Genomic DNA, 23,856 nt, shown 5'->3' with positions numbered 1-23,856 from the left:
ATCAGCGCGTCCCGCCCGCCGCCCGGGCGCTGTCGAAGAACTGATCGCAGATACCCATCGAACCGGGGCTGATGACCAGCTGCGTGCCCTGCTGGATGGCCTTTTCACAAGCGACCAGAGCCCGTTGGAAACGGAAGAATTCAGGGTCCTTGTTATAGGCCGTGGCATAGATTTCCGTGGCACGGGCATCACCTTCACCGCGGATCTTCTCGGCCGCTTCACGCGCCTGGGCTTCGATAACCGTCTTCTCGCGTTCAGCCTGGGCGCGGATCAGGCGAGCCCGCTCCTCCCCTTCCGAACGGATGCGCTGGGCTTCCTGCAGACGGGCCGTCCGCATGCGGTTGTAGACGCCTTCGGCAACTTCCTGCGGCAGGTCGGCCTGGCGGATACGCACATCGATGACGTCGACGCCGGCCCGTTGCAGCTCCTCGTTCACGCTTTCGCGGATGTTGTTCATCAGCGCGGCGCGCTGGCCGGAAATGATCTCCGGCACCGGTACATCACCCAGCGTGGCGCGGATGGCCGCAATCGTGATCGTGTTGATCTGCTGGGTTGCGCCCATTTCCGTACGGAAGCTCTGATAGTAGCGCAGCGGGTCGTTGATCCGCCAGCGGACGAAAGCATCCACCTGCAGGCGGCGCTGGTCGGAGGCGATCACCTGGATGCCTTCGATATCAAGGCCGAGGTTCCGCTTATCGAGAACCTGGACCTGCTGATAGACGGGGATCTTCATGTGCAGACCGGCCTGATCGGTGCCGGGCGCGTTGATGATCCGCACCGGGCGGCCAACTTCAAGCACGATGGCCTGTTGCGCCTGGCCAACAATGAAGAAGACGTTCGAGATCACCACCAGTCCGATGATGGACAGGATCAGGATGAGCCAACCAAAAGCACGCATCAGCGTTCTCCTCCGCCGCTTTGCTGGGTCCGGACACGATCCAGCGGCAGATAGGGCACAGCGCCCGAATTCTGGTCGAGGATCAGCTTGTCCGAACGCTCCAGCACACGTTCCATGGTTTCAAGATACATACGCTCGCGCGTGACACGCGGCGCCTTGCGATACTCTTCGTAAATCTGGTCGAAGCGGGCCGCTTCACCATTTGCGTCGGCCACGATCTGATCGCGATAGGCTTCAGATTCCTGCTGCAGGCGCGAGGCCGTACCGCGGGCCTGGGGCACCACTTCGTTGGCAAACTGGGTGGCCCGGTTGGTCAGGGTTTCGGCATCCTGCTCGGCGACGTTCACATCGTTGAACGCCTCGATGACCGGCTGGGGCGGATCTGCCTTGCCGATCTGCACCTGAAGCACCTGCACGCCGGCGCGGTATTCGTTCAGAAGCGCCTGGGTCTGCTCGGCCACCTGCTGCTGCACACGGTCACGCTCTGTGGTGATGATGGCCTGAAGCCGCGTCTTGCCGACAACTTCGCGCATCACCGACTCGGCGACCATGGCGACCGTCGTTTCCGGATCGCGCACGTTAAGCAGGTAGTTCTCGGGGTTCTGGGTATCGATCTTCCAGATGACCGAGAAGTGGATGTCCACGATATTCTCGTCCTGGGTCAGCATCAGGCTCTGATCCTGCGTGCGCCCGATCGGGGTTTCCGTGCGGGTTTCCACCTGGATCAGCCGGTGGCTTTCCAGCGGCGCGGGCAGATGGAAATGAAGGCCGGGGCCGTAATTGGCCTGCCACTTGCCGAAGCGGAACACGGCGGCCTGCTGTTCAGGCGCCACAACCACAACGCTGGTGGAGAGCCAGGCGAGCACACCGACGCCGACGATGACCATGACGCCAAGCGGACCGGCGCCGCGGCCGACGCCGCCCGTGCCACCACCGCCGCCGCCCTTGCGTCCGCCGCCGCCACCGTTGCGGCGCTGGCGAAAGCGCTCCTGCATGCGGCGCATCTGTTCTTCCAGATCCGGCTGGTCCTTATCCTTGCCGGAATCCTGTTTTCCGGGCCGGTTCCACGGAGAACCACCTTCTCCGCCCCCATTGCCATTACCTGATCCGCCTCCGCCCCAAGGGCCAGAGCCTTTTGTCTTGTCGTCCCAGGGCATTCAGCCTCCTGAAATCTGCGTTTCCCGCCTATATAGAGGCTCTACCACACTCTGCACGCTAAATCGGCTTCCCGGCGCAGCAAAAATGCCGCATTCCGGGCTGCCGGGCCGCCTGCTTCACCCCGCACAAACCCGTGTTTGCGCGATTTATGCCCCGTTCTTAGCCGAGGAAGTCTTAATGTTTGGATCAAGGCAGAAGTCCCGGGAGAAGCTGGCCGCGGCGGTGCGCCATGCGCTGGGGGCGCCGGAGTGGCTGGAGTCTGTGACCGTCGGCGAGGAGGGCCGGGCGATCCTGGTGATCCGGGCGGACAGCCGCGATACCGCCGCCGCCGAGGCCCGCCGGATCGAGGCGGAGAACGCCGCCGCGCGCATTTCCGGCATCGAAAAGGTGACCACCGTTCTCACCGCCGAAAAGCCGCCCGGACATGGACATTCCCATACATCTGCCCGCCAGAAAGAGGACATTTCCGGACAAATCCGGACAAATCCGGACATCCCGCTGACACCTTCGCCCCCCGCCGGGACACGCCGCGTCACCAAGGGCGCGCGCCTCTCCGACGAAGCGCTCTCCCAGGGCGCCCCGCCCCCGGCCACCCCCATGCGCCCCATTCCGGGCATCGCGCGCATCCTGGTCGTCGCCAGCGCCAAGGGCGGGGTGGGCAAGTCGACCGTCGCGGTGAACCTTGCTGCCGCGATGGCCAGGGCCGGCATGAAGGTCGGCCTGCTGGACGCAGACATCTACGGCCCCTCGATCCCCACCATGCTGGGCACGGTGACCGCCGAGCCGGCCACCTCGCCCGCCAAGAAGCTGATCCCGGTTGAGGCGCACGGGATGAAGACGCTGTCGATCGGCTACCTCTCTGACCCTGACGCGCCGATGATCTGGCGCGGGCCGATTGTCATGTCGGCAATCACCCAGCTGCTGAATGATGCCGAATGGGGCACCAAGGAAGACCCGCTGGACCTCTTGATCATCGACACCCCGCCGGGCACGGGCGACGCGCAGCTCGCCATTGCGCAGAAGGTGCCGGTGACCGCCGCGCTGATCGTGACGACGCCGCAGGAGGTGGCCCTGGCCGATGTGCGCCGGGGTGCGGCGATGTTTGCCAAGACGCATGTGCCCGTGATCGGCATTGCCGAGACGATGAGCTGGTTTGAAGACCCCGCCGGAAACCGCCATTACCTGATGGGCGAAGGCGGCGGGGCGAAGATGGCGCAGGCCCTCGGCCTGCCCCTGCTCGCGGAAATCCCCATGCTGCAGACCATCCGCGAGGCAGGCGACGCCGGCACGCCGGCAGCGCTGTCAAATGGTCCGGCAGCGGACATTTTCCTGAAGCTTGCCCGGAACGTGGCGATTGCGCTCGACGAGTTGGTGACGAAACCGGCGCCGGAGATTGTGTTTGAGGATTGAAGGTCTGGGGTGGTCTCAAGGGGCCTCTAAAAGCCAGCCAGCATTCCATCGCGACGATGAACGAGCTCTGTTTTGCTCTGAGCGAGCAAGGAGCGGTCGCCACAGTATTCGGTCCAGCCCCCCGAAGATTGCCCGGCGAACAAGCCGTGATCTTCCCAGCGATCTGATGACCCAGAATACTCGTCTATCCTCCTGTTCAATGTAGACCGGCATTGCACAAGCCCGCCGGAGGCAATCAGATCCAGAGCCTTGTCCGGAGACTTTCCTTCGTTTGTCATCACTAGGGCCGAATCGAAAGATGCCACGGCATATCGCAATAGTCCCAGCGATCGCGCGTACCGCGCGCGTATCTTGTCTTCTGGCACATTATGCCCTCCGGACCGAAACCGGGACGCGACGCGGCGAACGTTTTCATCCGGATTGCTGAGATAGATGTAGATCAGCCGGGTATGGAACCCGGCCCGCTTGGCTTCCAGGGCCCGGCGAACATGGTCGGGGTGCGAGAGCACGGTCTCGTAGGAATGACTTCTCTGAGCCTGGATGAAACCGGCCTGAAGCCTGCGAACCTCTGCAAATGCCCAGCGTTCGCAATCTTCAAGCGCCTGCCCGGTCTGCAGGTGACGCAGCCTTGCAAAATCGTCTGCATTCAGATGATTTGCTGGCTGAATGAGCTGGAGCTCAAGGCTTAGGGTCGTTTTCCCAGAGCCATTCGGCCCAGCCACTACGGTCAATGTCGGCTGCCCCACCCGGCCAACTCAAAAATCAAGGTTTCCTGCGGACGCGCGGAGACGAAATCTCCTCAGGGCGGCTCGGCTTCTTTGCGCTACGCAGGGCAGGCTTAAGCGGTTTGGCAGGAACTTTGGCTTCCTTCTTCCCGTGCTGAGGAAGCGCGCTCGCAGCGGGGGACTTCACGTCATTCTTGCGGGGCGCAGGCGTGGCTTCGCGTTTTGCAGCCTTCTTGCCCGCCTTCTGCATGGCCACCAGAATGCCCATACCATCTGTATATCCGCCAAGAATATCAGGGTCCACAGGGCGTTTCGCGACAGGTATAGTCTTTGTGGTCATGGGCTAAATATAGGTGCAGCGGCCCTTTTTGACAATTGAAATGCCCCGATGGCGGATGGGGCACACCCCTTCACCCAAGCTGTTTACCCGGACAAAAGCATGCGGCAGCAAGCAAGACGGCGATGAAGCATGGATCAGGATAAGGAGCGGCCCTGTTTCCATACGGAATTTGTTTCTTAAAAATATAAATTATTCAAAGCATTGCAATTGAAGGCCGGCCGGCCCACATAGAAGGCGCAGGACATTCTTTCTGCTTTGCAGAAGGATGCGCCGCTGATGTTTCATCAAATCAAAGCTCCCGCCATTGAAGTGAAGCGCAAATATGCGGCGCCTTCGCCGCCGCGCGTGATCCTTTCGGCGCAGCCGGGCAGCGCGCGGAGCCGAAGCGCGCTTCTGCCTGCCAAGGGCTGAGCCCTTCCCTTTTGCCCTTGCGGCCTGTTTTCCACTGCCCGCTTCCGGGCGGAAAGAGTTTTCATGACCTATTCCCTTGCCGCCTTTCGCCGCTGGATGCGCAGGCTGGCCGCCGCGGGCAGCCTTGTTCTGGTGGCCGGCGCCGCCGCCGCGCAGATGCCCGTTTCCGCCACACCCGCGCCGGAGAATTCCAGCGCCCGCGCCTATGGCAGCGGCTGGACCTGTGACGCAGGCTTTCGCGAGACCGGGCAGGAATGCGCCGCCATCACCCTGCCCGAGAATGCCTATTTTTCCGGGGGCAGCTATGGCAGCGGATGGGAATGCCATTACGGGTATCGCCGGGAGGCGGGCGGCTGCGGGCTGATCCCCGTGCCGGAGCATGCCTTCCTGGACAGTTCGGGCACGCGCTGGCAGTGCGAGCGGGGCTATATCCAGGCGGGCAATCTTTGCGCGCCGGTCAAGGTGCCCAAAAATGGCTATCTGACGAGTTCCAGCTATGGCAGCGGATGGGCCTGTGAGCGGGGATACCGCGCCCTTGGCGACAAATGCGCCCCCATTGCCCTGCCGGCGAACGCCTATCTGACAAACAGCGGATCTGGCACCGGCTGGACCTGCGACCGGGGATACCGGGTGCGCGGGGATATCTGCGAGAAGGTGGAGCTGCCGGAATTTGCCCATCTGAATTCATCCGGTGACGGATGGCAGTGCAACCGCCCCTATCGCCAGGCCGGCGCGCGCTGCATCGCGCCCTGAGCCGTATCCGGGGGCAGCCTGCCTGCCCCCTTGGACCTGCCGGAAAATCCCCTTAAGGAAAGCGCGTCATTCATCTGGCGCGCCGCCGGGCCGCCGCTTTGCCGGAGGCCTGCCCGCCCGTGACCGCGCCGCATGAGCTTCACCAGTTTGTGGTGGTGGACCTTGAGACGACGGGCTTCAGCCCGCGCACCTGCCAGATCATCGAGGTGGGCGCGCTGCGCGTGGATATGGCGACGGGCGCGCGGGAGGGGTTTTCGAGCTTTGTGCGGTGTGAGGGGGCCCTTCCCCATCACATCACGCGGCTGACCGGGATCAGTGCCGGCATGCTGGACGGGGCGCCGGAGGGCACGCAAGTGGTGGCGGAACTGGCCGGGTTTATCCGTGGGCTGCCGATTGTGGCGTATAATGCGGGGTTTGACATGAGCTTCCTGCGCGCGGCGGCGCCGGAGGTGTTTGAGGCCCATCCCGTGGTCTGCGCCCTGCAGGCGGCGCGGCGATACCTGCGCCTGCCCGATTACAAGCTGGCGACCGTGGCGCGGCATTTCGGCGTGGACCAGGCCGCCGCCCACCGGGCGCTGGACGATTGCCTGACCACGCTCTCCATCTTTGAAGGCATCCGGGCGATCAGCGGGGCGCGGGGGTGAGGCTGCGGGCGGTTTTTTTCGCGCGCGGCGGAATGGCGGGTTACGCCTCTGGCGAACCCGCCCTACGGTGTTGCGTGATGATGAGAAGGAGCGCTGCTTCATGAGAATTTCGGGTTTGGTTGCGGCGGTGGGGGCTGCGCTTCTGGCGGGGTGTGTTTCGGTGACGGAGGCGGGCGCGCCGGCTCTGCCGCCGGCGGGCAAGACGGTGCTGGTGCCGGGCAATGCGCTGTACAGCGCGGCGGTGGCCCATGGGGAGACGTTGTATCTGGCCGGCGTGATCGGGCGCAGCGAGACGGGCGATGTGAAAGAGGCCACGCGGCAGGCGATGGACGCGGTGAAAGGCAATCTGGAGAAGGCTGGCGGCGCGATGGGCGACCTTCTCAAATGCACCGTGTTCATGACCGACATCGCGCAATACGGCCCGATGAATGAGGTGTATGCGGAGTATTTCACAGATGTGCCGCCCCCGGCGCGGACGGCCGTGGCGGTGTCCGCGCTGCCGTTCGGGGCGCTGGTGGAGGTGGAGTGTATTGCGGGGCGGTAAGCCCTAGAACGGGTTGAGCGTATAGCCCTGCTGCTGGAGCTGGGCGTGGGCAGTCATCGCCGAGAGGGTGATGGTGACGCCCTCAATCAGGTCTTCGGCGGCGGCATCCCGCATGACAGCAGCCTGGCCGCAGAGCTGAACCGAGACGCCCGCTTCGATCAGCGCGGTGACAAGCTCCGCACTCAGATTGGGTGAGCCATCCTTCAGGGTCTTGCGCAGGTCTTCCGTGGCCGGGCCATGAACGACGACCGCAAGCTGGACATTCCCCGCCGGAACGCCGGCGGCGGCAGCCATGTTGAGGAAGCGGGCCACCCGGTCGAGGCTGGCATTTGGCTTTCCGGCCTCGGCGGCGGAGACATCATAGACAATCTTGAAGACAGAGGCCGGCGTGATCGAGGGATCGGTCACCGGGGCAAATTTGCCATAGCCGGGGATGACAGCGCCTTCCTGAAAATCCTGCGGGCCGGCCAGAGCGGGCGCGGCGGCAAGGGCAATGAGAACGGGCAGAAGGGCAAATGTGCGGCGCATGGCAGAGGGCTCCGGAGGATGGATGGTGCCGGGGAGCATGGCATGGGCGGGCGGGCTTGGGAACAGGCTGGATTGGGATTTAGGAACAGCCGGGCCACGCCGCGAGGAATGCGTTTTGACGCAGAGGGAGCGCCCCCCTCATCCCCAACCCCTTCTCCCGCAGGAGAAGGGGCTTTGAAGGGGATCAGGCGTTATAGTTGAGTTTCAGGCCGGGCTCTGCCCAGCGGGTCTTGATCAGCTGGCCGGTGCCCGAGGCGCAGATATAGGCGTCGCGCATGTCTGCCCCGCCAAAGGCGATGTTGGTGACGAAGGGGTCCGGGATTTCGGTGAAGGTGGATTTGCCTTCGGGCGTGATGGTGGTGATGCCGCCATAGCCGCCATTCTTGAGAATTGTTGCCACACAGACATTTCCGGAGGCAGCGACCGCGAGGCTGTCGAAATAGCAAAGCTCCGCCTGCCCCGTAATTACGCGGCCGCGCAGGAAGGGGGGCTTGTGGGGCGTGTATTCACCGGGACCGGTCAGCGCGAAGGCCCAGAGGCGGGCGGTCATCGTGTCAGCGAAGTAGAGGGTTTTCCCGTCCGGCGAGAGGCCGCAGCCATTGGGGGAGATGTGGTGATAGTCCACTTCCTTGATGAGGGAGCCATCGGGCTTTGCATAATAGACGCCGCCATGATCGCGGGTGCGGGAGAAGCCCTTGCCGAGATCGGTGAAATAGAAGCCGCCTTCTTTATCAAACACGATGTCATTGGGGCCGCGCAGGGAATTGCCATCGACAGCGTCATAGAGGCGGTCCACCTTGCCGGTGGAGAGGTCGATCCGCTCGATACGGCCGCCGGGATAATCGGGCGGGCAGTTGCCGGGGATCGTGAGGCCGCCGACCTCGTGATATTCAAAGCCGCCATTGTTGCAGCAATAGAGGGCGCCGTCCGGACCGATGGCGAGGCCGTTGGGGCCCCCGCCGGGGGTGGCGATCACCTCGCGCTTGCCCCCGCCCCAGAGGCGGGAGATGCAGCCGCGCTGGATCTCGACGATGATGACCGAGCCGTCTTCCATGACGACCGGGCCTTCGGGAAAACCGAGGCCGGAGCCGATGACTTCAAAATCCATGCGCTTGTTCCTCCCGGACGTTTCTTTTGCGGGAGGGTAAGGCGGGGGCGGCGCCGGTGTCCATCGCTGCCGCGAGGTGAGGGGGTGGGGGTGGGGGCGACTTGCCGGGCGATTGCGTTCTTTCCTCACCCTGCCCCACCCCATCCCTCCCCATAGTCATGGGGAGGGGGCCTGTGGCGTTGCGGGGCGAACCAGCGTTTCGGCGGAGAGCGGCCTGACCCCCTCCCCATGACTATGGGGAGGGATGGGGTGGGGTTTCTCGCGGCTTGATGAGGGGTTTGTTTCAGGCAGCCGTTTTGGCCGGACGCAGCGGGGGCTGGCCGGTTTGATTGGCTGAATTTGGGGTCAGGTCTGCGCTAGGAGGTGTCGGCGTGTGGGGAGAGGGCGCAGGCCCCCTTCGTCAGTCCGCTGCGCGGTCTGCCACTTCCCCCGCTAAAGCAGGGGAAGATAACAGCGCTTGCCTCGGCGCCAAGGAAAACGGGAACCGAGGTTTCCCACGCCGGATCATCCCAGGCTTTGCGCATGGGGGTGAGTGGTCTGTAGGCGGAGGGGCTGGGGGCCGGGTCGCCGTAATAGGTGATTTCGATGCCGCCCCACCAATGGACGAAGACGAGCACCTCGCCGCATCGGCGCGCGTCCACAGAATCGGCGACGCGCAGGAGATACCAGAACACCACCGGCCAGAAGATCGGCAGCACGAAGTCGAAATACGCCGCGAAGGCGGGGTGTTTGCGGACACGGTGCAGGGCGGCGAGGTTGATCATGGGCGTGAGTGTACGCCCGGGGCCGGAGGGGGTGGACAGAGTTTACCGAAAAAAATTTCAGGGGGTTGATCGGGTTGAGGATTTTTTGGGCGGAGGGGGCAGGATTTGTTGGATAAGAGTGGCCCGCGCTCAGACCCGGGCGGAGACGCGGTCGAGGCGGCGGATGGTGAAGGCGTGGTCATTGCCCTCCCCGGCCGTATGGGTGGCGACTTCGTCGCTCAGCCAATGCCGCATGTCGAGCTGCGGGAAGTGGGCATCGCCTTCGACCTCGGCTTCGACCTCGGTGAGGTAGATGCGGTCGGCGAAGGGAAGCGCGAGGCCATAGATCTCTGCGCCGCCGATGACGAAGGCCTCGTCCTTGCCTTCGCGCGTGGCGATGGCGCGGGCGGCGTTCATCGCTGCCGGGAAGCTGGAATAGACGCGCGCGGCGGCCGCGTCATAGTCCCAGTCACGCGTCAGCACGATGTTTTCGCGGCCGGGCAGCGGGCGTTTGGGGAAACTTTCCCAGGTCTTGCGACCCATGATGATGGGAGCGCCCATGGTGGTCGCCTTGAAGAATGCCATGTCATCCTTCAGGCGCCAGGGAAGGCGGCCGGACGTGCCGATGACCCGGTTGCGCGCCTGCGCAACGATCAGGCAGAGTTTGACTTCGATGGGCATTGTTCTTGTTGTTATCTTTCACATCAGTCCGACTGGCGTGCTCCCCATTGCCCGCTTCCTCGCTCCGAGAGCATGGTTTAAGCAAGCATCGAAAGCAGCGGCAACTGTATTAAACTGGCACAGCGGGGGAACGCTCATAAATGTCTGAACTCGTATCGGTCCTGACTAATGGTCAGCCCCAGTTACTTGGGCCGGCGCTGGGCGCGCTGCTGCTCACCTTTTGCGCCATCTGGTTTCTGAACGGACGGTTCTGGGCTTTCATCTATGTGGCGCTGATTCCCTTCCTGAACTGGTCGTTCAGTGTGATCCCCCAGGCCCAGATCATCGCGCCGGGCGGGGACTATGCGCCGGGCGTGGCGCTGCACCCGATGACGATGGTGACCGGCATGGTGTTTGTCATCCGCGACTTCGTGCAACGGGAGATGGGACACAAGGTTCTGATCCTGATGGCGATCGCGGTGGCGTGGTCGTTTTTCTATTCCTGGCCGGTGATTGCGCTGGCGAGCGGAATTGCATTTGCCGTGTCAGAACTTGTCGACTGGATGGTTTACACTTTCACCAAATACCGTCTGTCGACACGCATCCTGATTTCCAGCGCGCTGGCCTCCCCGGTGGATACAACGGTGTTCCTCTATGGCGCCGACATTGCCCAGCAGATGCAGCTGGGCGCCGAGCCAGGCAATATGCTGCATCCGGTAAACTGGATTGTTTTTGTCATCGGCAAGATGGTGGGCGCGGTGATCGTTTCATACGTGATCCGCCGGCGCGAGGATAAGGGGCTGGTCTCGCCCTATGAGGCTTAGATGAATTGCTCGCGGCTATGGCTGAGCCCTGCGGTCTCAGCGCCGCTGCGCCCGCGCCTTGCTTGTATTGCTCGGTGCTGATCGCGAGCCAAGGCTCGCGGCACCTGCGCCTGCGCTTTGCTTGTCGGGCGCCTGGCCATAAGCTCCGGATTGATGCTGGCTTTGATCCGTCGTCACCCTCGATCGCCAAAGGCGATCTGAGGGCCCATCATGTGCTATCTCATCGCTGCGAAACGATGAAGCGGCAGGAGATGGGCCCTCAGACGGGCTGACGCCCGCCGAGGGTGACGCAGTCACAAAACCGGCTGGGCGGCAGCCAACTTTACTCCGTCTCCAGAAGTTTCTGGCGGAAGAGGAGACCGGCAAGCGCCGCGCCGATGAGGGGGGCGACGAAGAACAGCCAGAGCTGGGAAATCGCCGGGCCGCCGACAAACACCGCCGGGCCGAGGCTGCGGGCGGGGTTTACCGACACGCCGGTGACCTGGATGCCGACAATGTGGATGACCGCCAGCGTCAGGCCGATGGCGAGACCGGCCACCATGCCGGGGGCTGATTTCTGGGTGGAGCCGAGGATCACCACCAGGAACAGGAAGGTGGCCACGACTTCAAATACCAGCGCCGCAACCAGGCTGTATTCGCCAAGATAACCCGGCCCCCAGCCATTCTGGCCAAGCCCGTTGGCGGCCAGATCATACCCGGCCTTGCCCGAGGCGATGAGATAGAGGACGGCCGCGCCGAGGATCGCCCCGATGAACTGGGCAAGCCAGTATTGCAGCATGGAATTCAGCGTCATCCGCCCGGCGATGAACGCGCCGAAGCTGACCGCAGGATTGACGTGACAGCCCGAGATGGGGCCGATGCCATAGGCCATGGCGACGATGGCCAGGCCGAAAGCGAAAGCTATTCCCAGCTGGCCAACCTCGCCTCCCGCGAGGACGGCCGAACCGCAGCCCAGCAGGACAAGGGCGAACGTGCCGATCAGTTCAGCAATCAGGGTTTTCATGGATGCCTCCTAGATGGGCCGGGCCGGTCTTAATGCCGCCGCAAGCCAATGTCAGGATGCAGAGCTTCTACCGTTGCGGCAAGCCGCAATCTGGGGCTTGCCAGAAAAGCCGGTGGCCGCAACTGTCTGGAAGACAAGGAGTTCTGCTGATGACGCGTTTGACCGTCCTTCTCCTGCCGGCCCTGCTGCTGGCGGCCTGTGGGCACAGCCCGGACCGGAACGAAGCCGATGCGCCTGCCCCCAGCGGGGCCTCAGCCGCGATCACAGTGCCAGGCGCCAGCGCTTACGACCCGCGCCCGGCGGCCCTGCCCTTCCGGCTGGATGTGACGGTATCCAGCGACGTCAGCCGGGCGCTGGACGCTGCAGGCGTGAAGCTGACCGTGGAGGCGGACTATTTCGGCAAGGCCCGGCGGGGCGAGGCGCCGGTCAATCTGGGGCGGGAAGAACGCCAGATCAGCGTGCGCAACCAGTCTGTCACGCTGGCCGGGCGGTTTGACGCCGGACAGGTGGCGCGCGAGGTGAGCGGTGATCCGCAGGTGAGGGTGAGCGCGGGGGTGGCCCGCAGCGCCGGGCCGATGGTGTATTGTACGCAGTTCGAGGAAGCCCTGCCGATCGCAGTGGAGACCGGCGGCTTCATCCATTGCGAGTTGCTGAGCGAATAGGTCAGGGCCACAAGGTCTAGGGGCATTCCCCTATTGGATCAGCCGGCCGGCGCCGCCAGTTGAGGAGCGGGGGGCGCCCGCGCCCGGAATTTTCACGCCCAGACAGCAAGGAGCCGCAATCATGTCTTCAGGCACCAAGGACTACGCCGCCATCACCGGCGCCATCAATGAAGGCCTCGCCGGCCTGCGGCGCACGGGGGCGGCCGATGCGCTTACCCAGTTCAGCGCGCTCTCCAAAGCCGCGCTGGCAGATGGCGCGCTCGACAAGAAGACCAAGGAACTGATTGCCCTTGCCATCGGCATTGCCACACACTGTGACGGCTGTATCGGCTTCCACACCAAGGCCCTGAAACGCCTTGGCGCCACGGATGACGAGGTGGCCGAAACCCTGGCGATGACTGTTTATATGGGTGGCGGGCCAAGCCTGATGTATGCGGGCGATGCCTGGACCGCCTGGCAGGCCCTTCAGGACGACTGAGGCGCGTCAGACCGCCACGGGCGCCTTGATATGGGGATGGGGATTATAGCCGTCGACGCGGAAATCCTCATATTCCCAGCCAAAGAGACCGGTCTTCTCCGGGTTCAGCCAGATCGTCGGCAGGGCGCGCGGCTCGCGCGTCAGCTGCAGCTCGGCCTGTTCCAGATGGTTCAGATAGAGGTGCGCGTCGCCGAAGGTGTGGACGAACTCGCCGGGCTGAAGGCCGGTGGCGCGGGCCATCATCAGCGTCAACAGGGCGTAGGAGGCGATGTTGAACGGTACGCCGAGGAAAACGTCCGCCGAGCGCTGGTAAAGCTGGCAGTTGAGCTTGCCGTCCATGACATTGAACTGGAACAGGCAATGGCAGGGCGGCAAGGCCATGTCGTTCACATCGGCCGGATTCCAGGCCGAGACGATGAGGCGGCGGGAATTGGGATTGGTGCGGATTTCGTTCAGCACCCACTGGATCTGGTCGATGGTTTCGCCGTTCGGGGCGGCCCAGCTGCGCCACTGTTTGCCATAGACGGGGCCGAGATCGCCCTTCTCGTCGGCCCACTCATCCCAGATGGAGACGCCGTTTTCCTTGAGATAGGCGATGTTGGTGTCGCCCTTCAGGAACCAGAGCAGTTCGATGATGATCGAGCGCAGGTGGAGGCGCTTGGTGGTGACCATCGGGAAGCCTTCGGAGAGGTCAAACCGCATCTGGCGGCCGAAGACGCCGATCGTGCCGACGCCTGTGCGGTCGCCGCGCTGGTGGCCGTTTTCCAGGATGTCCTTCAGAAGGGCGTGATATTGCTGCATGGGGCGAGGCCTCTCGATTCGCGCGGAGGCCAGGTTAACAGATTCCAAACCCGCGGGGCAAATTTCATCATCCCGATCGCACGGGGCAGAAACCCAGATCTGTCATAACCCAGCCATGACCGGGGACATGGGGGGCACGCATCTGGCCCAGATCCCGGCCGTATGGATGGGACAGAGGGTCAACATGAAAACCGGCCATTTGAAGTTTGCCGCCAATGAAAAGGGCAATGTTGCGATCATCGCAGCGCTGACCATCATTCCGATTGTCGGGATTGCTGGCTTTGCCATCGATTTCCAGGTGACGACCACCCAGAAAGCGCGGGTTCAGCAGGCCGTCGACAGCGCGGTTCTGGCCGCGACCAAATCCATGCAGGACGGCAAGGACAAGGCCTACACGCTGAAGGAAGCCAATGATTATTTCAACGGCATCCTGAACCAGTCGAACAATAGCGGCCTGACCTGCACCAAGATCGAACTTACCTATCTCGAAGAAACCGAGGAACTCGAAGGCTATGCCAGCTGTGAGCAGCGCACGACGCTGTCCAATGTGGTGGGCATCAAGACGCTCGACTTCACCGTTTCCTCCGCCGCCACCTATGGCATCGGCAAGCTGGAAATCGCCTTCGTGTTTGACGTCTCGGGCTCGATGAGCTCTAGCAGCCGGATGACCAACCTCAAGGTTGCGGCGAAGGAAGCCGTCAATACGCTGCTGCCGGTTGATGGCTATCCGGGCGACCCGGAAGATGTGCGCCTGGCGATGGTGTCCTATGACACGATGGTCAATGCCGGCCCGTATTTCAAAGCGGTGACGAACGCGGATCCGGTGCGTACGGAAGTGTATAAAGGGCCGATCTACGAGAAGACGACCTGCAAGAAACAAAACAAGTCGGGCACGTGCACCGAGTGGAACTACGCGGTGAAGGAAAATAACGCCACCCGCACCTACAACATCTCTTCCACTTGCGTCTGGGAACGGGAGGGAGCCGACCGGTATACTGATCGTGGCCCAGCCATCGGCCGATGGCTGCGAGGGGTCTCAGCGACATTCAACCCGTATACGGACACATGGTCGACCGACAATGGCACGAGCCTCTGGTGCAACTATGATCTTCCGGTGCCGCTGACCTATAACCGTGATGACCTGTTGAACTTCATCAACAAGATGACGCCGCGCGGCAATACCGCCGGCCATATCGGTACGGCCTGGGGCTGGTATCTGGTCTCGCCGGAATGGAACAATGTGTGGCCGGCCGGTTCCAAGGCACTGCCCTATGACGAGCCCGATGCCACCAAGGTTGTCATCATGATGTCTGACGGTGAGTACAATCAGGTTCGCCCCGGCAGCGGCAACCCGAACTCGGCGACCCAAGCCCGCGCGATCTGCGACGAGATGAAAAAGAAAGAGATCGTGATCTACACGGTGGCCTTCAGCGCGCCCAAGGCAGGCCAGGAAGTGCTGGCGTATTGCGCCACGAACCCGGCCTTTGCCTACAAGCCGAGCAACGGCCAGGAGCTGACCGAAGCGTACAAGGAGATCGCCCGCTCCATCTCCGATCTGCGCATCTCGCGCTGACCGGAAGCCCGCAAACCCTTCTGCCTGCAGAGCAGTGACATAGAGATGCGCCTTTGCCGCCCCACCTCCCGCCTCCGCGTGCTGTTGCGCGCCGAGGGCGGGAATGTGGCGATGATCGCAGCCTTCGTCATTCCCTGCATCATTGCGATGGCGGGCATTGCCATCGACCTTCAGAATACGGTGCGCCAGAAATCGAAGGTTCAGGCTGCGCTGGACTCGGCCGTGCTGGCCGGCGCGCTGGGGCGGCAGGCCGGCAACACGGCGGCCGAAGTGACCACCGATGTGCAGAACTATGCGAAGGCCCTGTTCGAGGATCAGGGCGGGGGCCTTGCCTGCCAGCCGGTGGCCGTCAGTTTCGACGAAGCGAATTTCGACATCCACGGCTCCGTCCGCTGCGAGCAGATAACCTATATTTCCAGCCTGATCGGACATGACAAGCTGGAGTTCCGGGTGGACTCCACCTCCACCTATGGCGTCGGCAAGCTGGATGTGGCGTTCATATTCGACGTATCCGGATCAATGAACAGCTATAACCGGCTGGCGCAGCTGAAGACGGCGGCGGTGGCGGCCATCGACGAGTTGCTGCCCGACAGCCGGGAACGGGATGGCTCGGTGCGCCTTGCCATCACCAGCTATAATCACTCGCTGAATGCGGGCCCATATATCAACCAGGTGACCGAGACCATTACTCTGCCTGCTGACGGATCAAATTCCACCGCGCAGAGCCGCTATAACAGCCACAATACCAAGCGGATGATCGATCAGGACAGCGGGCGGCGCTTCTTCTACTACCAGCGCGGCACCTGCACGAGCTGGAGTTGCGGGCGCAATTCGAGCTGGACGTGGAATGCGCAGCGGCGGTTCTTTGCCGATACGGGCCTCAGTGACAGCTGCGTGCATGAGCGTACCGGAGCGCTGGCAGCCAGTGATGCCGCGCCGGGCCCCGGCGCGTGGATCGGCGCGGGCAATCCGCGCTGGAATTTCTCCGCCGGCAGCACCAGCAAATATGATGGCTGGCAGAATGTGGAAAACCAGAACGCGACCGGCTATGGCGTGGGCGCTTATGAAGGGCGCCATGGCACCTGCATGCCGTCTGGCCCCGTGCCGCTGACGGAAGACAAGACTGCCCTCAAGGCGCATGTGAATGGCCTCATCGCCGAAGGCGGCACGGCGGGGCATCTCGGCATTGCCTGGGGCTGGTATCTGGTCTCGCCGGAATGGGCCGGCATCTGGCCGGAAGCCTCCACGCCCCTGCCCTACCGGGAGCCGCAGACCTCCAAGGCCGTGATCCTGATGACCGACGGGGAGTTCAACATCGAACACCCCACCGCGTCCAAGAACTCGTTCCGCCAGTCGATGGACCTCTGCGATGCGATGAAGGCGTCAAACCGCCGGATCCAGATCTATACGGTCGGGTTTCAGGTGCCCTCCGGCGTGGCGCGGACGGGCGACGGGCGCACCATCCTGGAATATTGCGCAACCTCCCCCGGCCACGCCTTCAGCGCGGAGAGTGGTCAGGAGCTGATCGAGGTTTACCGCTCGATTGCCCGCTCGATTTCAGACCTGCGCCTGAAACAGTGAACAGAGCCCATTGCCGGGGCTGCCTGCCGCTGGCAGACGGAGCGGCATGTTTGCCTGGATCCCCAACGCCCTGACGATTTCCCGCTGCGTGTTTGCGGCGCTGGTTCTGTTTGCTGCCTTCAAGGCGTCCGGCATCGAGCCGCTGCTGGCCGATGCGGGCGTGACGGGGCTGGAGCGCCAGCGCTATGCCACCTTCCAGCAGCTCTGGCACCAGTTCGGCCTGCTGGCCTTCATTTCGGGGATGCTGACGGATTTCCTGGATGGCTGGGCGGCACGCGCCTTCAAGGCGGAAAGCCGGTTTGGCGTGTGGCTCGACCCGATCGCCGACAAGCTGCTGGTGGGGGCGGCCCTGATCGCGCTCGCCCTGGCGCTGAAGACCTGGCTGATCTACATCCCCGCCGCGCTGATCCTCGCGCGGGACATATTCATGACCTGGCTGCGCACGCGGCCGGAAGCGGCCGGGATCGTCGCGCCTTCCAAGCTGGCGAAATGGAAGACGGCGGCCGAGATGATGGCGATCACCGGGCTGATGCTGCCCCTCGCGCTGTGGCCGCTGCCCGAGACACCGGCCAGCGGCGGCGGGCTGCACTGGAGCGCGCTGGTAACCGGGGCGCTGGTGCTGGGCCTCTGGGTGGCGGCCGGGCTCTCCCTGCTCACCGGCGCGCAATATGTGAAGGCGGTCAAAAGCGGCGAGCGCTGAACACGAAAACGCCGGCCTGGGGAAGCAGACCGGCGCTGACGTCGATGGGCGGGCTTATGCGCGGGAGAGTGCGGGCCGCCGATTTGCAGGGTCGTCATTCAATATGGCGGGAGGGGTAAACCCGACATGTGCCCAGATTACGCCGCAATTCTTAACGGCACATTAACGCCCTCTCTTAGTTGATGGGCAGCCGGGTTCACCGGGATCTTAACCCTTTGCATTTATTCAAGCTCTCTGGCTTCGGAGCGGGGTTGCAAGGTGAACGAGCAGGTAAAGTGCAGGGGATGCCGGGATGGCGCTGGCTTTGAAATGCCGATCACGATGGCATTCCAGCCGATCATCCGCATAGCCGACGGAACCGTGTTCGCGCAGGAAGCCCTGGTGCGCGGAACAGAGGGGCAATCGGCAGGAGATGTCCTGAAAACCGTTTCGGATGAAAACCGCTACGCCTTCGATCAGACCTGCCGGGTGAAGGCTATCGAACTGGCCGCTGGCCTGAAGATCGCCGAGGCGGGCAGCCTGCTGTCGATCAACTTTCTTCCCAATGCCATTTACGAGCCGCGCGCCTGCATCCGCATGACGCTGACCACCGCCATGCAGTATGGGTTTCCGCTCCAGAAGATCATGTTCGAGTTCACGGAGGCCGAGAAACTCGACACGGGCCACCTTCTCAACATTCTGCGGACCTATCGCTCAATGGGGTTCCTGACGGCGATTGATGATTTCGGGGCGGGCTATGCCGGGCTTGGCCTCCTGTCGAAGTTTCAGCCCGACATCGTGAAAATCGACATGGACCTGATCCGCAGCATCGATACAGACCGCGTCAAACGGACCATACTTGCCCCGACCCTCAGGATGCTGCGCGACCTGGGCATTGAGGTCATTTGCGAAGGCGTGGAAACCCTCGGGGAAATGGAAGTTCTCCGGGATATGGGCGTGGAGCTGATGCAGGGGTATTTTCTGGCAGGCCCCTCCCTGGCGTCCCTCGCGCCGCTGCAGCCCCCTGGGGCAGTCCCGGAACAGAGAAGCCGTTCGGCAATCTGATGTGACGCCAGCAGAAATGACCGTCGACGGATGACGGATATTTAAGCCGGACTTTCCCAGATTATGCCCGGCTTCAGCCACATTTGGGGTGAAGCTGGGCGAGCCATGACCCAGCGCCGCTCAACCCATCGCCGCCGCCCGCAACCCAACATCATTGCGATCCTTTTCGCGATGCTGACCTTCCTGTGCCTGCCGGCGCTGTTTGCGTTTGCCCATGCCGGAACGGTGCCGCAGACGGCGCGCTCAAACGCGGCCTATGCGGCGCAGGCCAGCGGCGTGAAAGCGGCCCTGGCGGAAAGGGGGCTGACACTTGGCAGCCCGGTTTTCCTGCAGATCACCAAGGAACCGGCGGCGCTGACTGCCTATGTTCAGGACGCGGACGGACGGTTTCAGCCCTACCGGACCTGGCCGGTCTGCGCGATGTCCGGCGGGCTGGGCCCGAAGATGCGCGAGGGCGATCTGCAGGCGCCGGAGGGGTTCTATACGGTGAAGCCCGGCCAGATGAACCCGGCTTCCAGCTTTCACCTCTCCTTCAACCTCGGCTATCCCAATGCCTTTGACCGGGCCAATGGCCGCACAGGCAGTTTCCTGATGGTACACGGATCATGTGTGTCGGTGGGCTGCTTTGCGATGACCGATCCGGTGATCGAGGAAATCTGGACGCTGATGCAGGCCGCGTTTGAGGGCGGGCAGTCTGGCGTAAAGGTTCACATCTTCCCCTTCCCGATGACGGAGGCGAACATGGCGGCGCAGTCAGCCAGCGCGCATGCCGCCTTCTGGCAGAGCCTGAAGCCGGCCTGGGACAGTTTCGCGGCGAGCGGCAAGGTGCCCGCCATCAGCGTTCGCGGCGGCGCCTATCAGGTGCGGGGCGCCCAATAGGGCGAGACCGGCAGGCCGCCATAGAGTTCTTCCAGCCGCAGGCGCGTGCCGCGTGTGATCCCGTCTGGGGGCGCAGCCGGGTTGACCCAGGCTGTCTCGGCGATTTCGCCGCGTGAGGTGGCCTTGACCGGCTCCCAGCTGCCCCAGGGCACGCGGTAGAGCAGGACATGGTCGTTCGGGAAGTTGTGGTGGTTTGAGTAGACGCTGACGAGGCGGGGCTCCGTCACGAGCTTGACGCCGGCTTCCTCGACCAGTTCCCGGTGGAGCGCGTCGAGCGCAGGTTCGCCCCTCTCTATGCCGCCACCGGGCATGAACCAGCCGCTCATGTAAGTGTGGCGCACCAGGAAAACATGACCGGCCTCATTCTCCACTGCCGCGCGCACACCGAGCGTCATCGGGCGGCTGAGGCGGAACCAGGACTGGAAAAGGCGGGTACGGATCTTGGACATTTCCGGTCATTCCCGGACAAATTCGGACGCCTTGTATCCTTGGAAGAAGAGGGCTGCCGTCAAGTCCGTATGGCGGATGGCGCCGGTGGCTTCAGCCGCGACCACGGGCTTTGCCTTATAGGCGACACCGAGGCCGGAAGCGCGGATCATATCCAGATCATTGGCCCCGTCCCCCATGGCGATGGTCTCTTCGGGCGTGGCGCCGAGGGCGGCGGCGGCCTCGATCAGGGCCGCGCGCTTGGCTTCGCGGCCGAGGATGGGGCGGCCGACTTCGCCGGTGAGGGCGGCGCCGTCATCGATCAGCGTGTTGCCCTGATGGCTTTCAAAACCGGCAAGCTCGGCGACGCGCGAGGTGAAATAGGTGAAGCCGCCGGAGACGAGCAGCGTGCGGGCGCCGTTGGCCTTCATGGTGGCGATGAGGGTGCGGGCGCCGGGATTGAGGGTGATGCGTTCCTCCAGCGTGCGCGCGAGGGCGCCGAGGGGGAGGCCCTTCAGCATCGAGACGCGCTCGGTGAGGGCGGCTTCGAAATCCAGCTCGCCGCGCATGGCGCGTTCGGTGATTTCGGAGATCCTGGCCTTGAGGCCCACGGCGTCAGCGATCTCGTCGATGCATTCCTGGCCGATTATGGTGGAGTCCATGTCCGAGATGAGGAGGCGTTTGCGGCCAAACCGGGCCGCCGGCATGATGGCGGCATCAACCGGGCCGGCCGCTTCGATTCTGCGGCGCAGCTCTGCAGCCCCTTCCCCGCTCGCCGCAAAGGGAAGGAAGCCGGCATGGAGGGGGTCGCCTTCAGCCAGAGAGGTCCATTCGCCCGCCGCGCCGCCAGCGGCCTTTACGGCGGATGCTGTCAGCGCCGGGAGCCGGGCTTCTGCCGTGCCGGCGGCTGCCACCAGAACCCAATCCATCTTCATGCCGGAGGCCCTCTTGAAAACTCGCCGTCTCTAGGTGGCTTTCCTCAAGGCCCGCAAGTCCTTAGTTGTACCAGATGCACCCTGCCATCCTGATACACGGCCCGACGGCCAGCGGAAAAACCGCCCTTGCAATAGAAGTCGCCCGCAAGCTGGGCGGGGAGGTAATCAATGCCGATTCCATGCAGGTTTACCGCGACCTGCAGGTAATTTCTGCCCGTCCGACCGAAGAAGAGATGGACGGCGTGCCGCATCATCTGTTCGGCTATGTCGACGCGGCGGCGCGCTATTCGACCGGCGAATGGCTGGAGGCGGCGCGCGGCGTGCTGAAAAGATTGCAGCGGCAGAACAAGCATGCGGTGATCGTGGGGGGTACGGGGCTCTACCTTCTCGCCCTCACGCAGGGGCTTTCCGACATTCCGCCGGTGCCTGACGACATCCGGGCCGAAGTGAAGCAGATTTCCGACACTGAGGGCGCTGACGGGCTGCGGGCGCGCCTTGCGCCGCATGATCCGGACCTGGCAGAGCGCCTTGGCACCGGCGACAAGCAGCGCCTGGCGCGGGCCTATGAAGTGTGGCTGGCGACCGGGCGGCCGCTCAGCGATTTCCAGACAGAACGCCAGCCGCCGGTGCTGAAGGATGGCGAATGGGTGGGCTATGCCCTCACCCCGCCGCGATCGGCGCTCTACAAGAAGATCGACCGGCGGTTTGAGGGGATGCTGATGCAGGGCGCGATGGCTGAGGCCCGCGCGCTGGTGGCCCGCGATCTTGATCCGGAACTGCCCGCCATGAAGGCCCATGGCATGCCCTGGCTGGCCGCCTTTGTGCGGGGAGAGATCAGCGCCGAAGAAGCCGCCGAGAATGCCAAGCGGGACACAAGACGTTATGCCAAAAGGCAGTTTACCTGGATCGGGCGGCAGTTTCCGTTCTGGCCGCGCATCCCTTCGCCTGAAATCGGGGATCGGTTGAGGGTTATTTTTGCCCTATATCGTGAGATTGACACGGCTCACACGGAAGATTATGCCTGAACTACCAGAATTGAGGAAACGCAAAGTGCGCGTCAGAAACGTAGTAATCCTTAAGTGCCCGTAGCTGCCCTTCGACCAGGCAGTTGCGGGTGCGCGCACAAAAGGGCTTCCTCCGGAGGCCCTTTTTCTTTTGGACGACCCTTCATTTAACCCTACGCAGAAAACCCCCTCCCGGAAGCTGAAGCCCATGACCACCAAGACGAAGGCCAAGCCCGCCGCTGATGCGGCAGAGACCTCCACCCCGCGCATGATGACCGGCGCGCAGATCGTCGTGGAGGCCCTTCGGGAGCAGGGCGTATCGGTAATGTTCGGCTATCCGGGCGGCGCGGTGCTGCCGATTTATGATGCGCTTTATGGCCAGGATGCCATCCGCCACATTCTGGTGCGCCATGAACAGGGCGCAGGCCATGCCGCCGAGGGCTATGCCCGCTCGACCGGCAAATGCGGGGTGGCGCTGGTCACCTCCGGCCCCGGCGCGACGAATATGGTGACCCCGATCACCGATGCGATGATGGATTCGATCCCCATGGTCGTGATCACCGGACAGGTGCCCACGCACCTGATCGGCACAGATGCCTTTCAGGAATGCGACACCACCGGCATCACCCGCACCTGCGCCAAGCACAATTACCTTGTCACCGACGTGAACCAGCTGGCGCGGACGATCCATGAGGCCTTCTATATCGCCACGACGGGCCGGCCCGGCCCGGTGGTGATCGATATTCCCAAGGACATCCAGTTTGCGACCGGGCCCTATGTGGGCAAGGCCGGCATCCTGAAGCCGACCTATGTGCCCCAGACCCAGCCTGCGCCCGAAGCGATCAAGGCGGTTGTGGACCTGATGACCAAGGCCTGGCGGCCTGTTTTCTATACCGGCGGCGGGGTGATCAATTCCGGCCCGCGCGCGGCCAAGCTGCTGCGGGAGCTGCAGGCGGTGACCGGCATTCCAGTGACCTCGACCCTGATGGGCCTCGGCGCTTTCCCCGCCTCACATCCTGACTGGCTGGGCATGGTGGGCATGCATGGCAGCTTCGAGGCCAATAACGCCATGCATGACTGCGACCTGATGATCTGCGTTGGCGCGCGATTTGATGACCGGGTGACCGGCCGGGTGGATGCGTTCTCGCCGAAGTCCAGGAAGGTTCACATCGATATCGATGCTTCCTCGATCAACAAGATCGTGCGGGTGGATGTGCCGGTGCTGGCCGATTGCGCCGAGGCGCTGGAAGCGATCCTGAAGGAGCTGAAAGCCCGCAAGGCAAAGATGCCCGACCTTTCGGCCTGGAAGGAACAGATTGATGCCTGGCGCGCCCGCCGCTGCTTTGCCTATGCCGGTTCCCGCGAGGTGATCAAACCGCAATATGCGGTCGAGCGCCTTTATGAGCTGACCAAGGACCGCAACACCTACATCACCACCGAAGTGGGCCAGCATCAGATGTGGGCGGCGCAGTTCTATCATTTCGAGGAACCCAATCGCTGGATGACCTCCGGCGGGCTTGGCACGATGGGCTATGGCCTTCCCGCCGCCGTTGGCGTGCAGGCAGCCTATCCAGATGCCCTCGTCATCGACATTGCCGGGGAAGCCTCGATCCAGATGATGATGCAGGAGCTTTCCACGGCCGTTCAGCACAAGCTGCCGGTGAAGGTGTTCATCCTCAACAATGAATGGATGGGCATGGTGCGCCAGTGGCAGGAATTGCTGCATGGCGAGCGCTATTCCCATTCCTATTCGGAAAGCCTGCCGGACTTCGTGAAACTGGCCGACGCGCTGGGCGCCCATGGCATCCGCTGTGACGATCCGGCAGAGCTGGACGCGAAGATCCTGGAGATGGTGACCCATCCCGGCCCGGTTCTGTTCGACTGCCGGGTGGAGCGGGCGGAGAACTGCCTGCCGATGATTCCTTCGGGATCAGCGCACAACCAGATGATTCTCGGTGAAATAACGGGTAACGAGATCGGAGAGGCTGGCCGCAGGCTGGTCTGATACCGGGAAACAGGCCCAC

27 protein-coding genes are annotated in these 23,856 nt (G+C 63.3%); 15 read left to right on the top strand and 12 right to left on the bottom strand.

Features of this window, described 5'->3' with window-relative positions; all coding sequences use genetic code 11:
- Nucleotide 1 precedes the first annotated feature (1 nt).
- Both C0456_RS12310 and hflK read right to left on the bottom strand, forming a co-directional pair.
- Nucleotides 2-898, bottom strand: a complete 897-nt coding sequence (locus tag C0456_RS12310) for a protease modulator HflC (RefSeq protein WP_291052421.1) — start codon at nucleotides 896-898, stop codon at nucleotides 2-4.
- Entirely contained in the window at nucleotides 898-2,055 is a 1,158-nt protein-coding gene (hflK, locus tag C0456_RS12305; RefSeq protein WP_291052418.1) for an FtsH protease activity modulator HflK, read from the bottom strand. The genes C0456_RS12310 and hflK overlap by 1 nt, the downstream gene beginning before the upstream one ends.
- 178 nt (nucleotides 2,056-2,233) lie before the next feature.
- On the opposite strand from hflK, the gene C0456_RS12300 reads away from it, so the two are divergent.
- Nucleotides 2,234-3,466: an Mrp/NBP35 family ATP-binding protein gene (locus tag C0456_RS12300; RefSeq protein ID WP_291052416.1), complete on the top strand. Its 1,233-nt coding sequence runs from the start codon at nucleotides 2,234-2,236 to the stop codon at nucleotides 3,464-3,466.
- 26 nt (nucleotides 3,467-3,492) lie between these two features.
- Here the strand turns inward: C0456_RS12300 and C0456_RS12295 are convergent, their stop codons facing one another.
- Complete coding sequence (locus C0456_RS12295; protein WP_291052413.1) at nucleotides 3,493-4,197, bottom strand: AAA family ATPase; 705 nt, start codon at nucleotides 4,195-4,197, stop codon at nucleotides 3,493-3,495.
- Nucleotides 4,198-4,228: 31 nt separating this feature from the next.
- Nucleotides 4,229-4,531 (bottom strand): hypothetical protein, encoded by a 303-nt coding sequence (locus C0456_RS12290; protein WP_291052410.1) that lies wholly within the window; start codon nucleotides 4,529-4,531, stop codon nucleotides 4,229-4,231.
- A gap of 255 nt (nucleotides 4,532-4,786) precedes the next feature.
- Between C0456_RS12290 and C0456_RS12285 the strand changes: the two genes are divergently transcribed.
- From C0456_RS12285 to C0456_RS12270, 4 genes are all read left to right on the top strand, one after another.
- Nucleotides 4,787-4,942: a hypothetical protein gene (locus tag C0456_RS12285; RefSeq protein ID WP_291052408.1), complete on the top strand. Its 156-nt coding sequence runs from the start codon at nucleotides 4,787-4,789 to the stop codon at nucleotides 4,940-4,942.
- A 63-nt stretch (nucleotides 4,943-5,005) separates the two neighbouring features.
- Complete coding sequence (locus tag C0456_RS12280) at nucleotides 5,006-5,695, top strand: hypothetical protein (RefSeq protein WP_291052406.1); 690 nt, start codon at nucleotides 5,006-5,008, stop codon at nucleotides 5,693-5,695.
- Between the two features lie 119 nt (nucleotides 5,696-5,814).
- On the top strand, nucleotides 5,815-6,339 hold the full coding sequence (locus C0456_RS12275; RefSeq protein WP_291052403.1) for a 3'-5' exonuclease: 525 nt from the start codon (nucleotides 5,815-5,817) through the stop codon (nucleotides 6,337-6,339).
- 100 nt (nucleotides 6,340-6,439) lie between these two features.
- Complete coding sequence (locus tag C0456_RS12270; protein WP_291052401.1) at nucleotides 6,440-6,883, top strand: RidA family protein; 444 nt, start codon at nucleotides 6,440-6,442, stop codon at nucleotides 6,881-6,883.
- 3 nt (nucleotides 6,884-6,886) lie between these two features.
- Here the strand turns inward: C0456_RS12270 and C0456_RS12265 are convergent, their stop codons facing one another.
- The 4 genes from C0456_RS12265 to C0456_RS12250 form a co-directional block, all read right to left on the bottom strand.
- Nucleotides 6,887-7,411 carry a DsrE family protein gene (locus tag C0456_RS12265; RefSeq protein WP_291052398.1) on the bottom strand — a complete coding sequence of 175 codons (525 nt, stop codon included), beginning with the start codon at nucleotides 7,409-7,411 and terminating at the stop codon, nucleotides 6,887-6,889.
- A gap of 184 nt (nucleotides 7,412-7,595) precedes the next feature.
- The gene (locus tag C0456_RS12260) at nucleotides 7,596-8,519 is read right to left on the bottom strand and encodes an SMP-30/gluconolactonase/LRE family protein (protein WP_291052395.1); all 924 of its coding nucleotides are present in this window, start codon (nucleotides 8,517-8,519) and stop codon (nucleotides 7,596-7,598) included.
- Between the two features lie 356 nt (nucleotides 8,520-8,875).
- On the bottom strand, nucleotides 8,876-9,283 hold the full coding sequence (locus C0456_RS12255; RefSeq protein ID WP_291052393.1) for a hypothetical protein: 408 nt from the start codon (nucleotides 9,281-9,283) through the stop codon (nucleotides 8,876-8,878).
- Nucleotides 9,284-9,412: 129 nt separating this feature from the next.
- A complete protein-coding gene (locus C0456_RS12250) occupies nucleotides 9,413-9,943 on the bottom strand; it encodes a dihydrofolate reductase (RefSeq protein ID WP_291052390.1) in 531 nt (176 codons plus the stop codon).
- Nucleotides 9,944-10,083: 140 nt separating this feature from the next.
- On the opposite strand from C0456_RS12250, the gene C0456_RS12245 reads away from it, so the two are divergent.
- Nucleotides 10,084-10,746: a VUT family protein gene (locus C0456_RS12245; protein WP_291052388.1), complete on the top strand. Its 663-nt coding sequence runs from the start codon at nucleotides 10,084-10,086 to the stop codon at nucleotides 10,744-10,746.
- 322 nt (nucleotides 10,747-11,068) lie between these two features.
- Here the strand turns inward: C0456_RS12245 and aqpZ are convergent, their stop codons facing one another.
- Nucleotides 11,069-11,749 (bottom strand): aquaporin Z, encoded by a 681-nt coding sequence (gene aqpZ, locus C0456_RS12240; RefSeq protein WP_291052387.1) that lies wholly within the window; start codon nucleotides 11,747-11,749, stop codon nucleotides 11,069-11,071.
- A 149-nt stretch (nucleotides 11,750-11,898) separates the two neighbouring features.
- Here aqpZ and C0456_RS12235 point away from each other — a divergent pair, with 149 nt between their 5' ends.
- Both C0456_RS12235 and C0456_RS12230 read left to right on the top strand, forming a co-directional pair.
- Nucleotides 11,899-12,411: a hypothetical protein gene (locus C0456_RS12235; RefSeq protein ID WP_291052385.1), complete on the top strand. Its 513-nt coding sequence runs from the start codon at nucleotides 11,899-11,901 to the stop codon at nucleotides 12,409-12,411.
- 121 nt (nucleotides 12,412-12,532) lie between these two features.
- Nucleotides 12,533-12,889, top strand: coding sequence for a carboxymuconolactone decarboxylase family protein (locus C0456_RS12230; protein ID WP_291052382.1), 357 nt, complete (start codon nucleotides 12,533-12,535; stop codon nucleotides 12,887-12,889).
- A gap of 6 nt (nucleotides 12,890-12,895) precedes the next feature.
- Here C0456_RS12230 and C0456_RS12225 read toward each other — a convergent pair whose 3' ends face one another.
- On the bottom strand, nucleotides 12,896-13,723 hold the full coding sequence (locus C0456_RS12225; RefSeq protein ID WP_367179265.1) for a thymidylate synthase: 828 nt from the start codon (nucleotides 13,721-13,723) through the stop codon (nucleotides 12,896-12,898).
- A gap of 82 nt (nucleotides 13,724-13,805) precedes the next feature.
- On the opposite strand from C0456_RS12225, the gene C0456_RS12220 reads away from it, so the two are divergent.
- The 5 genes from C0456_RS12220 (at nucleotide 13,806) to C0456_RS12200 (ending at nucleotide 19,467) form a co-directional block, all read left to right on the top strand.
- Entirely contained in the window at nucleotides 13,806-15,263 is a 1,458-nt protein-coding gene (locus C0456_RS12220; protein ID WP_291052377.1) for a TadE/TadG family type IV pilus assembly protein, read from the top strand.
- A gap of 45 nt (nucleotides 15,264-15,308) precedes the next feature.
- Nucleotides 15,309-16,844, top strand: a complete 1,536-nt coding sequence (locus C0456_RS12215) for a pilus assembly protein TadG-related protein (RefSeq protein WP_291052374.1) — start codon at nucleotides 15,309-15,311, stop codon at nucleotides 16,842-16,844.
- Nucleotides 16,845-16,890: 46 nt separating this feature from the next.
- Nucleotides 16,891-17,544 carry a CDP-diacylglycerol--glycerol-3-phosphate 3-phosphatidyltransferase gene (gene pgsA / locus C0456_RS12210; RefSeq protein WP_291052372.1) on the top strand — a complete coding sequence of 218 codons (654 nt, stop codon included), beginning with the start codon at nucleotides 16,891-16,893 and terminating at the stop codon, nucleotides 17,542-17,544.
- Nucleotides 17,545-17,853: 309 nt separating this feature from the next.
- A complete protein-coding gene (locus tag C0456_RS12205) occupies nucleotides 17,854-18,588 on the top strand; it encodes an EAL domain-containing protein (protein WP_367179264.1) in 735 nt (244 codons plus the stop codon).
- Nucleotides 18,589-18,693: 105 nt separating this feature from the next.
- Complete coding sequence (locus C0456_RS12200; protein ID WP_291052366.1) at nucleotides 18,694-19,467, top strand: murein L,D-transpeptidase family protein; 774 nt, start codon at nucleotides 18,694-18,696, stop codon at nucleotides 19,465-19,467.
- On the opposite strand, the gene C0456_RS12195 is transcribed toward C0456_RS12200, so the two are convergent.
- A complete protein-coding gene (locus C0456_RS12195) occupies nucleotides 19,446-19,916 on the bottom strand; it encodes an NUDIX domain-containing protein (RefSeq protein WP_291052363.1) in 471 nt (156 codons plus the stop codon). The genes C0456_RS12200 and C0456_RS12195 overlap by 22 nt on opposite strands.
- Nucleotides 19,917-19,922: 6 nt before the next feature.
- Nucleotides 19,923-20,822, bottom strand: coding sequence for a phosphoserine phosphatase SerB (gene serB / locus C0456_RS12190; protein ID WP_367179263.1), 900 nt, complete (start codon nucleotides 20,820-20,822; stop codon nucleotides 19,923-19,925).
- Nucleotides 20,823-20,902: 80 nt separating this feature from the next.
- Here serB and miaA point away from each other — a divergent pair, with 80 nt between their 5' ends.
- Together miaA and C0456_RS12180 are read left to right on the top strand one after the other, a co-directional pair.
- On the top strand, nucleotides 20,903-21,853 hold the full coding sequence (gene miaA / locus C0456_RS12185) for a tRNA (adenosine(37)-N6)-dimethylallyltransferase MiaA (RefSeq protein ID WP_291052358.1): 951 nt from the start codon (nucleotides 20,903-20,905) through the stop codon (nucleotides 21,851-21,853).
- Between the two features lie 187 nt (nucleotides 21,854-22,040).
- On the top strand, nucleotides 22,041-23,837 hold the full coding sequence (locus C0456_RS12180) for an acetolactate synthase 3 large subunit (protein ID WP_291052356.1): 1,797 nt from the start codon (nucleotides 22,041-22,043) through the stop codon (nucleotides 23,835-23,837).
- Nucleotides 23,838-23,856 lie beyond the last annotated feature (19 nt).

It is taken from the genome of Hyphomonas sp. (genome assembly GCF_013823385.1).
Taxonomy (GTDB): Bacteria; Pseudomonadota; Alphaproteobacteria; order Caulobacterales; family Hyphomonadaceae; genus Hyphomonas.
Note: the sequence above shows the minus strand (reverse complement) of the source record. Positions and strands in the feature narration are given on the sequence as shown.

What these genes read in the sequence shown, in the direction of transcription:
- C0456_RS12310 (WP_291052421.1), bottom strand. Translation starts at nt 898, where the DNA reads ATGCGTGCTTTTGGTTGGCTCATCCTGATCCTGTCCATCATCGGACTG.
- hflK (WP_291052418.1), bottom strand. Translation starts at nt 2,055, where the DNA reads ATGCCCTGGGACGACAAGACAAAAGGCTCTGGCCCTTGGGGCGGAGGC.
- C0456_RS12300 (WP_291052416.1), top strand. Translation starts at nt 2,234, where the DNA reads ATGTTTGGATCAAGGCAGAAGTCCCGGGAGAAGCTGGCCGCGGCGGTG.
- C0456_RS12290 (WP_291052410.1), bottom strand. Translation starts at nt 4,531, where the DNA reads ATGACCACAAAGACTATACCTGTCGCGAAACGCCCTGTGGACCCTGAT.
- C0456_RS12280 (WP_291052406.1), top strand. Translation starts at nt 5,006, where the DNA reads ATGACCTATTCCCTTGCCGCCTTTCGCCGCTGGATGCGCAGGCTGGCC.
- C0456_RS12270 (WP_291052401.1), top strand. Translation starts at nt 6,440, where the DNA reads ATGAGAATTTCGGGTTTGGTTGCGGCGGTGGGGGCTGCGCTTCTGGCG.
- C0456_RS12265 (WP_291052398.1), bottom strand. Translation starts at nt 7,411, where the DNA reads ATGCGCCGCACATTTGCCCTTCTGCCCGTTCTCATTGCCCTTGCCGCC.
- C0456_RS12260 (WP_291052395.1), bottom strand. Translation starts at nt 8,519, where the DNA reads ATGGATTTTGAAGTCATCGGCTCCGGCCTCGGTTTTCCCGAAGGCCCG.
- C0456_RS12255 (WP_291052393.1), bottom strand. Translation starts at nt 9,283, where the DNA reads ATGATCAACCTCGCCGCCCTGCACCGTGTCCGCAAACACCCCGCCTTC.
- C0456_RS12250 (WP_291052390.1), bottom strand. Translation starts at nt 9,943, where the DNA reads ATGCCCATCGAAGTCAAACTCTGCCTGATCGTTGCGCAGGCGCGCAAC.
- C0456_RS12245 (WP_291052388.1), top strand. Translation starts at nt 10,084, where the DNA reads ATGTCTGAACTCGTATCGGTCCTGACTAATGGTCAGCCCCAGTTACTT.
- aqpZ (WP_291052387.1), bottom strand. Translation starts at nt 11,749, where the DNA reads ATGAAAACCCTGATTGCTGAACTGATCGGCACGTTCGCCCTTGTCCTG.
- C0456_RS12235 (WP_291052385.1), top strand. Translation starts at nt 11,899, where the DNA reads ATGACGCGTTTGACCGTCCTTCTCCTGCCGGCCCTGCTGCTGGCGGCC.
- C0456_RS12230 (WP_291052382.1), top strand. Translation starts at nt 12,533, where the DNA reads ATGTCTTCAGGCACCAAGGACTACGCCGCCATCACCGGCGCCATCAAT.
- C0456_RS12220 (WP_291052377.1), top strand. Translation starts at nt 13,806, where the DNA reads ATGACCGGGGACATGGGGGGCACGCATCTGGCCCAGATCCCGGCCGTA.
- C0456_RS12215 (WP_291052374.1), top strand. Translation starts at nt 15,309, where the DNA reads ATGCGCCTTTGCCGCCCCACCTCCCGCCTCCGCGTGCTGTTGCGCGCC.
- pgsA (WP_291052372.1), top strand. Translation starts at nt 16,891, where the DNA reads ATGTTTGCCTGGATCCCCAACGCCCTGACGATTTCCCGCTGCGTGTTT.
- C0456_RS12205 (WP_367179264.1), top strand. Translation starts at nt 17,854, where the DNA reads ATGCCGATCACGATGGCATTCCAGCCGATCATCCGCATAGCCGACGGA.
- C0456_RS12200 (WP_291052366.1), top strand. Translation starts at nt 18,694, where the DNA reads ATGACCCAGCGCCGCTCAACCCATCGCCGCCGCCCGCAACCCAACATC.
- C0456_RS12195 (WP_291052363.1), bottom strand. Translation starts at nt 19,916, where the DNA reads ATGTCCAAGATCCGTACCCGCCTTTTCCAGTCCTGGTTCCGCCTCAGC.
- serB (WP_367179263.1), bottom strand. Translation starts at nt 20,822, where the DNA reads ATGGATTGGGTTCTGGTGGCAGCCGCCGGCACGGCAGAAGCCCGGCTC.
- miaA (WP_291052358.1), top strand. Translation starts at nt 20,903, where the DNA reads ATGCACCCTGCCATCCTGATACACGGCCCGACGGCCAGCGGAAAAACC.
- C0456_RS12180 (WP_291052356.1), top strand. Translation starts at nt 22,041, where the DNA reads ATGACCACCAAGACGAAGGCCAAGCCCGCCGCTGATGCGGCAGAGACC.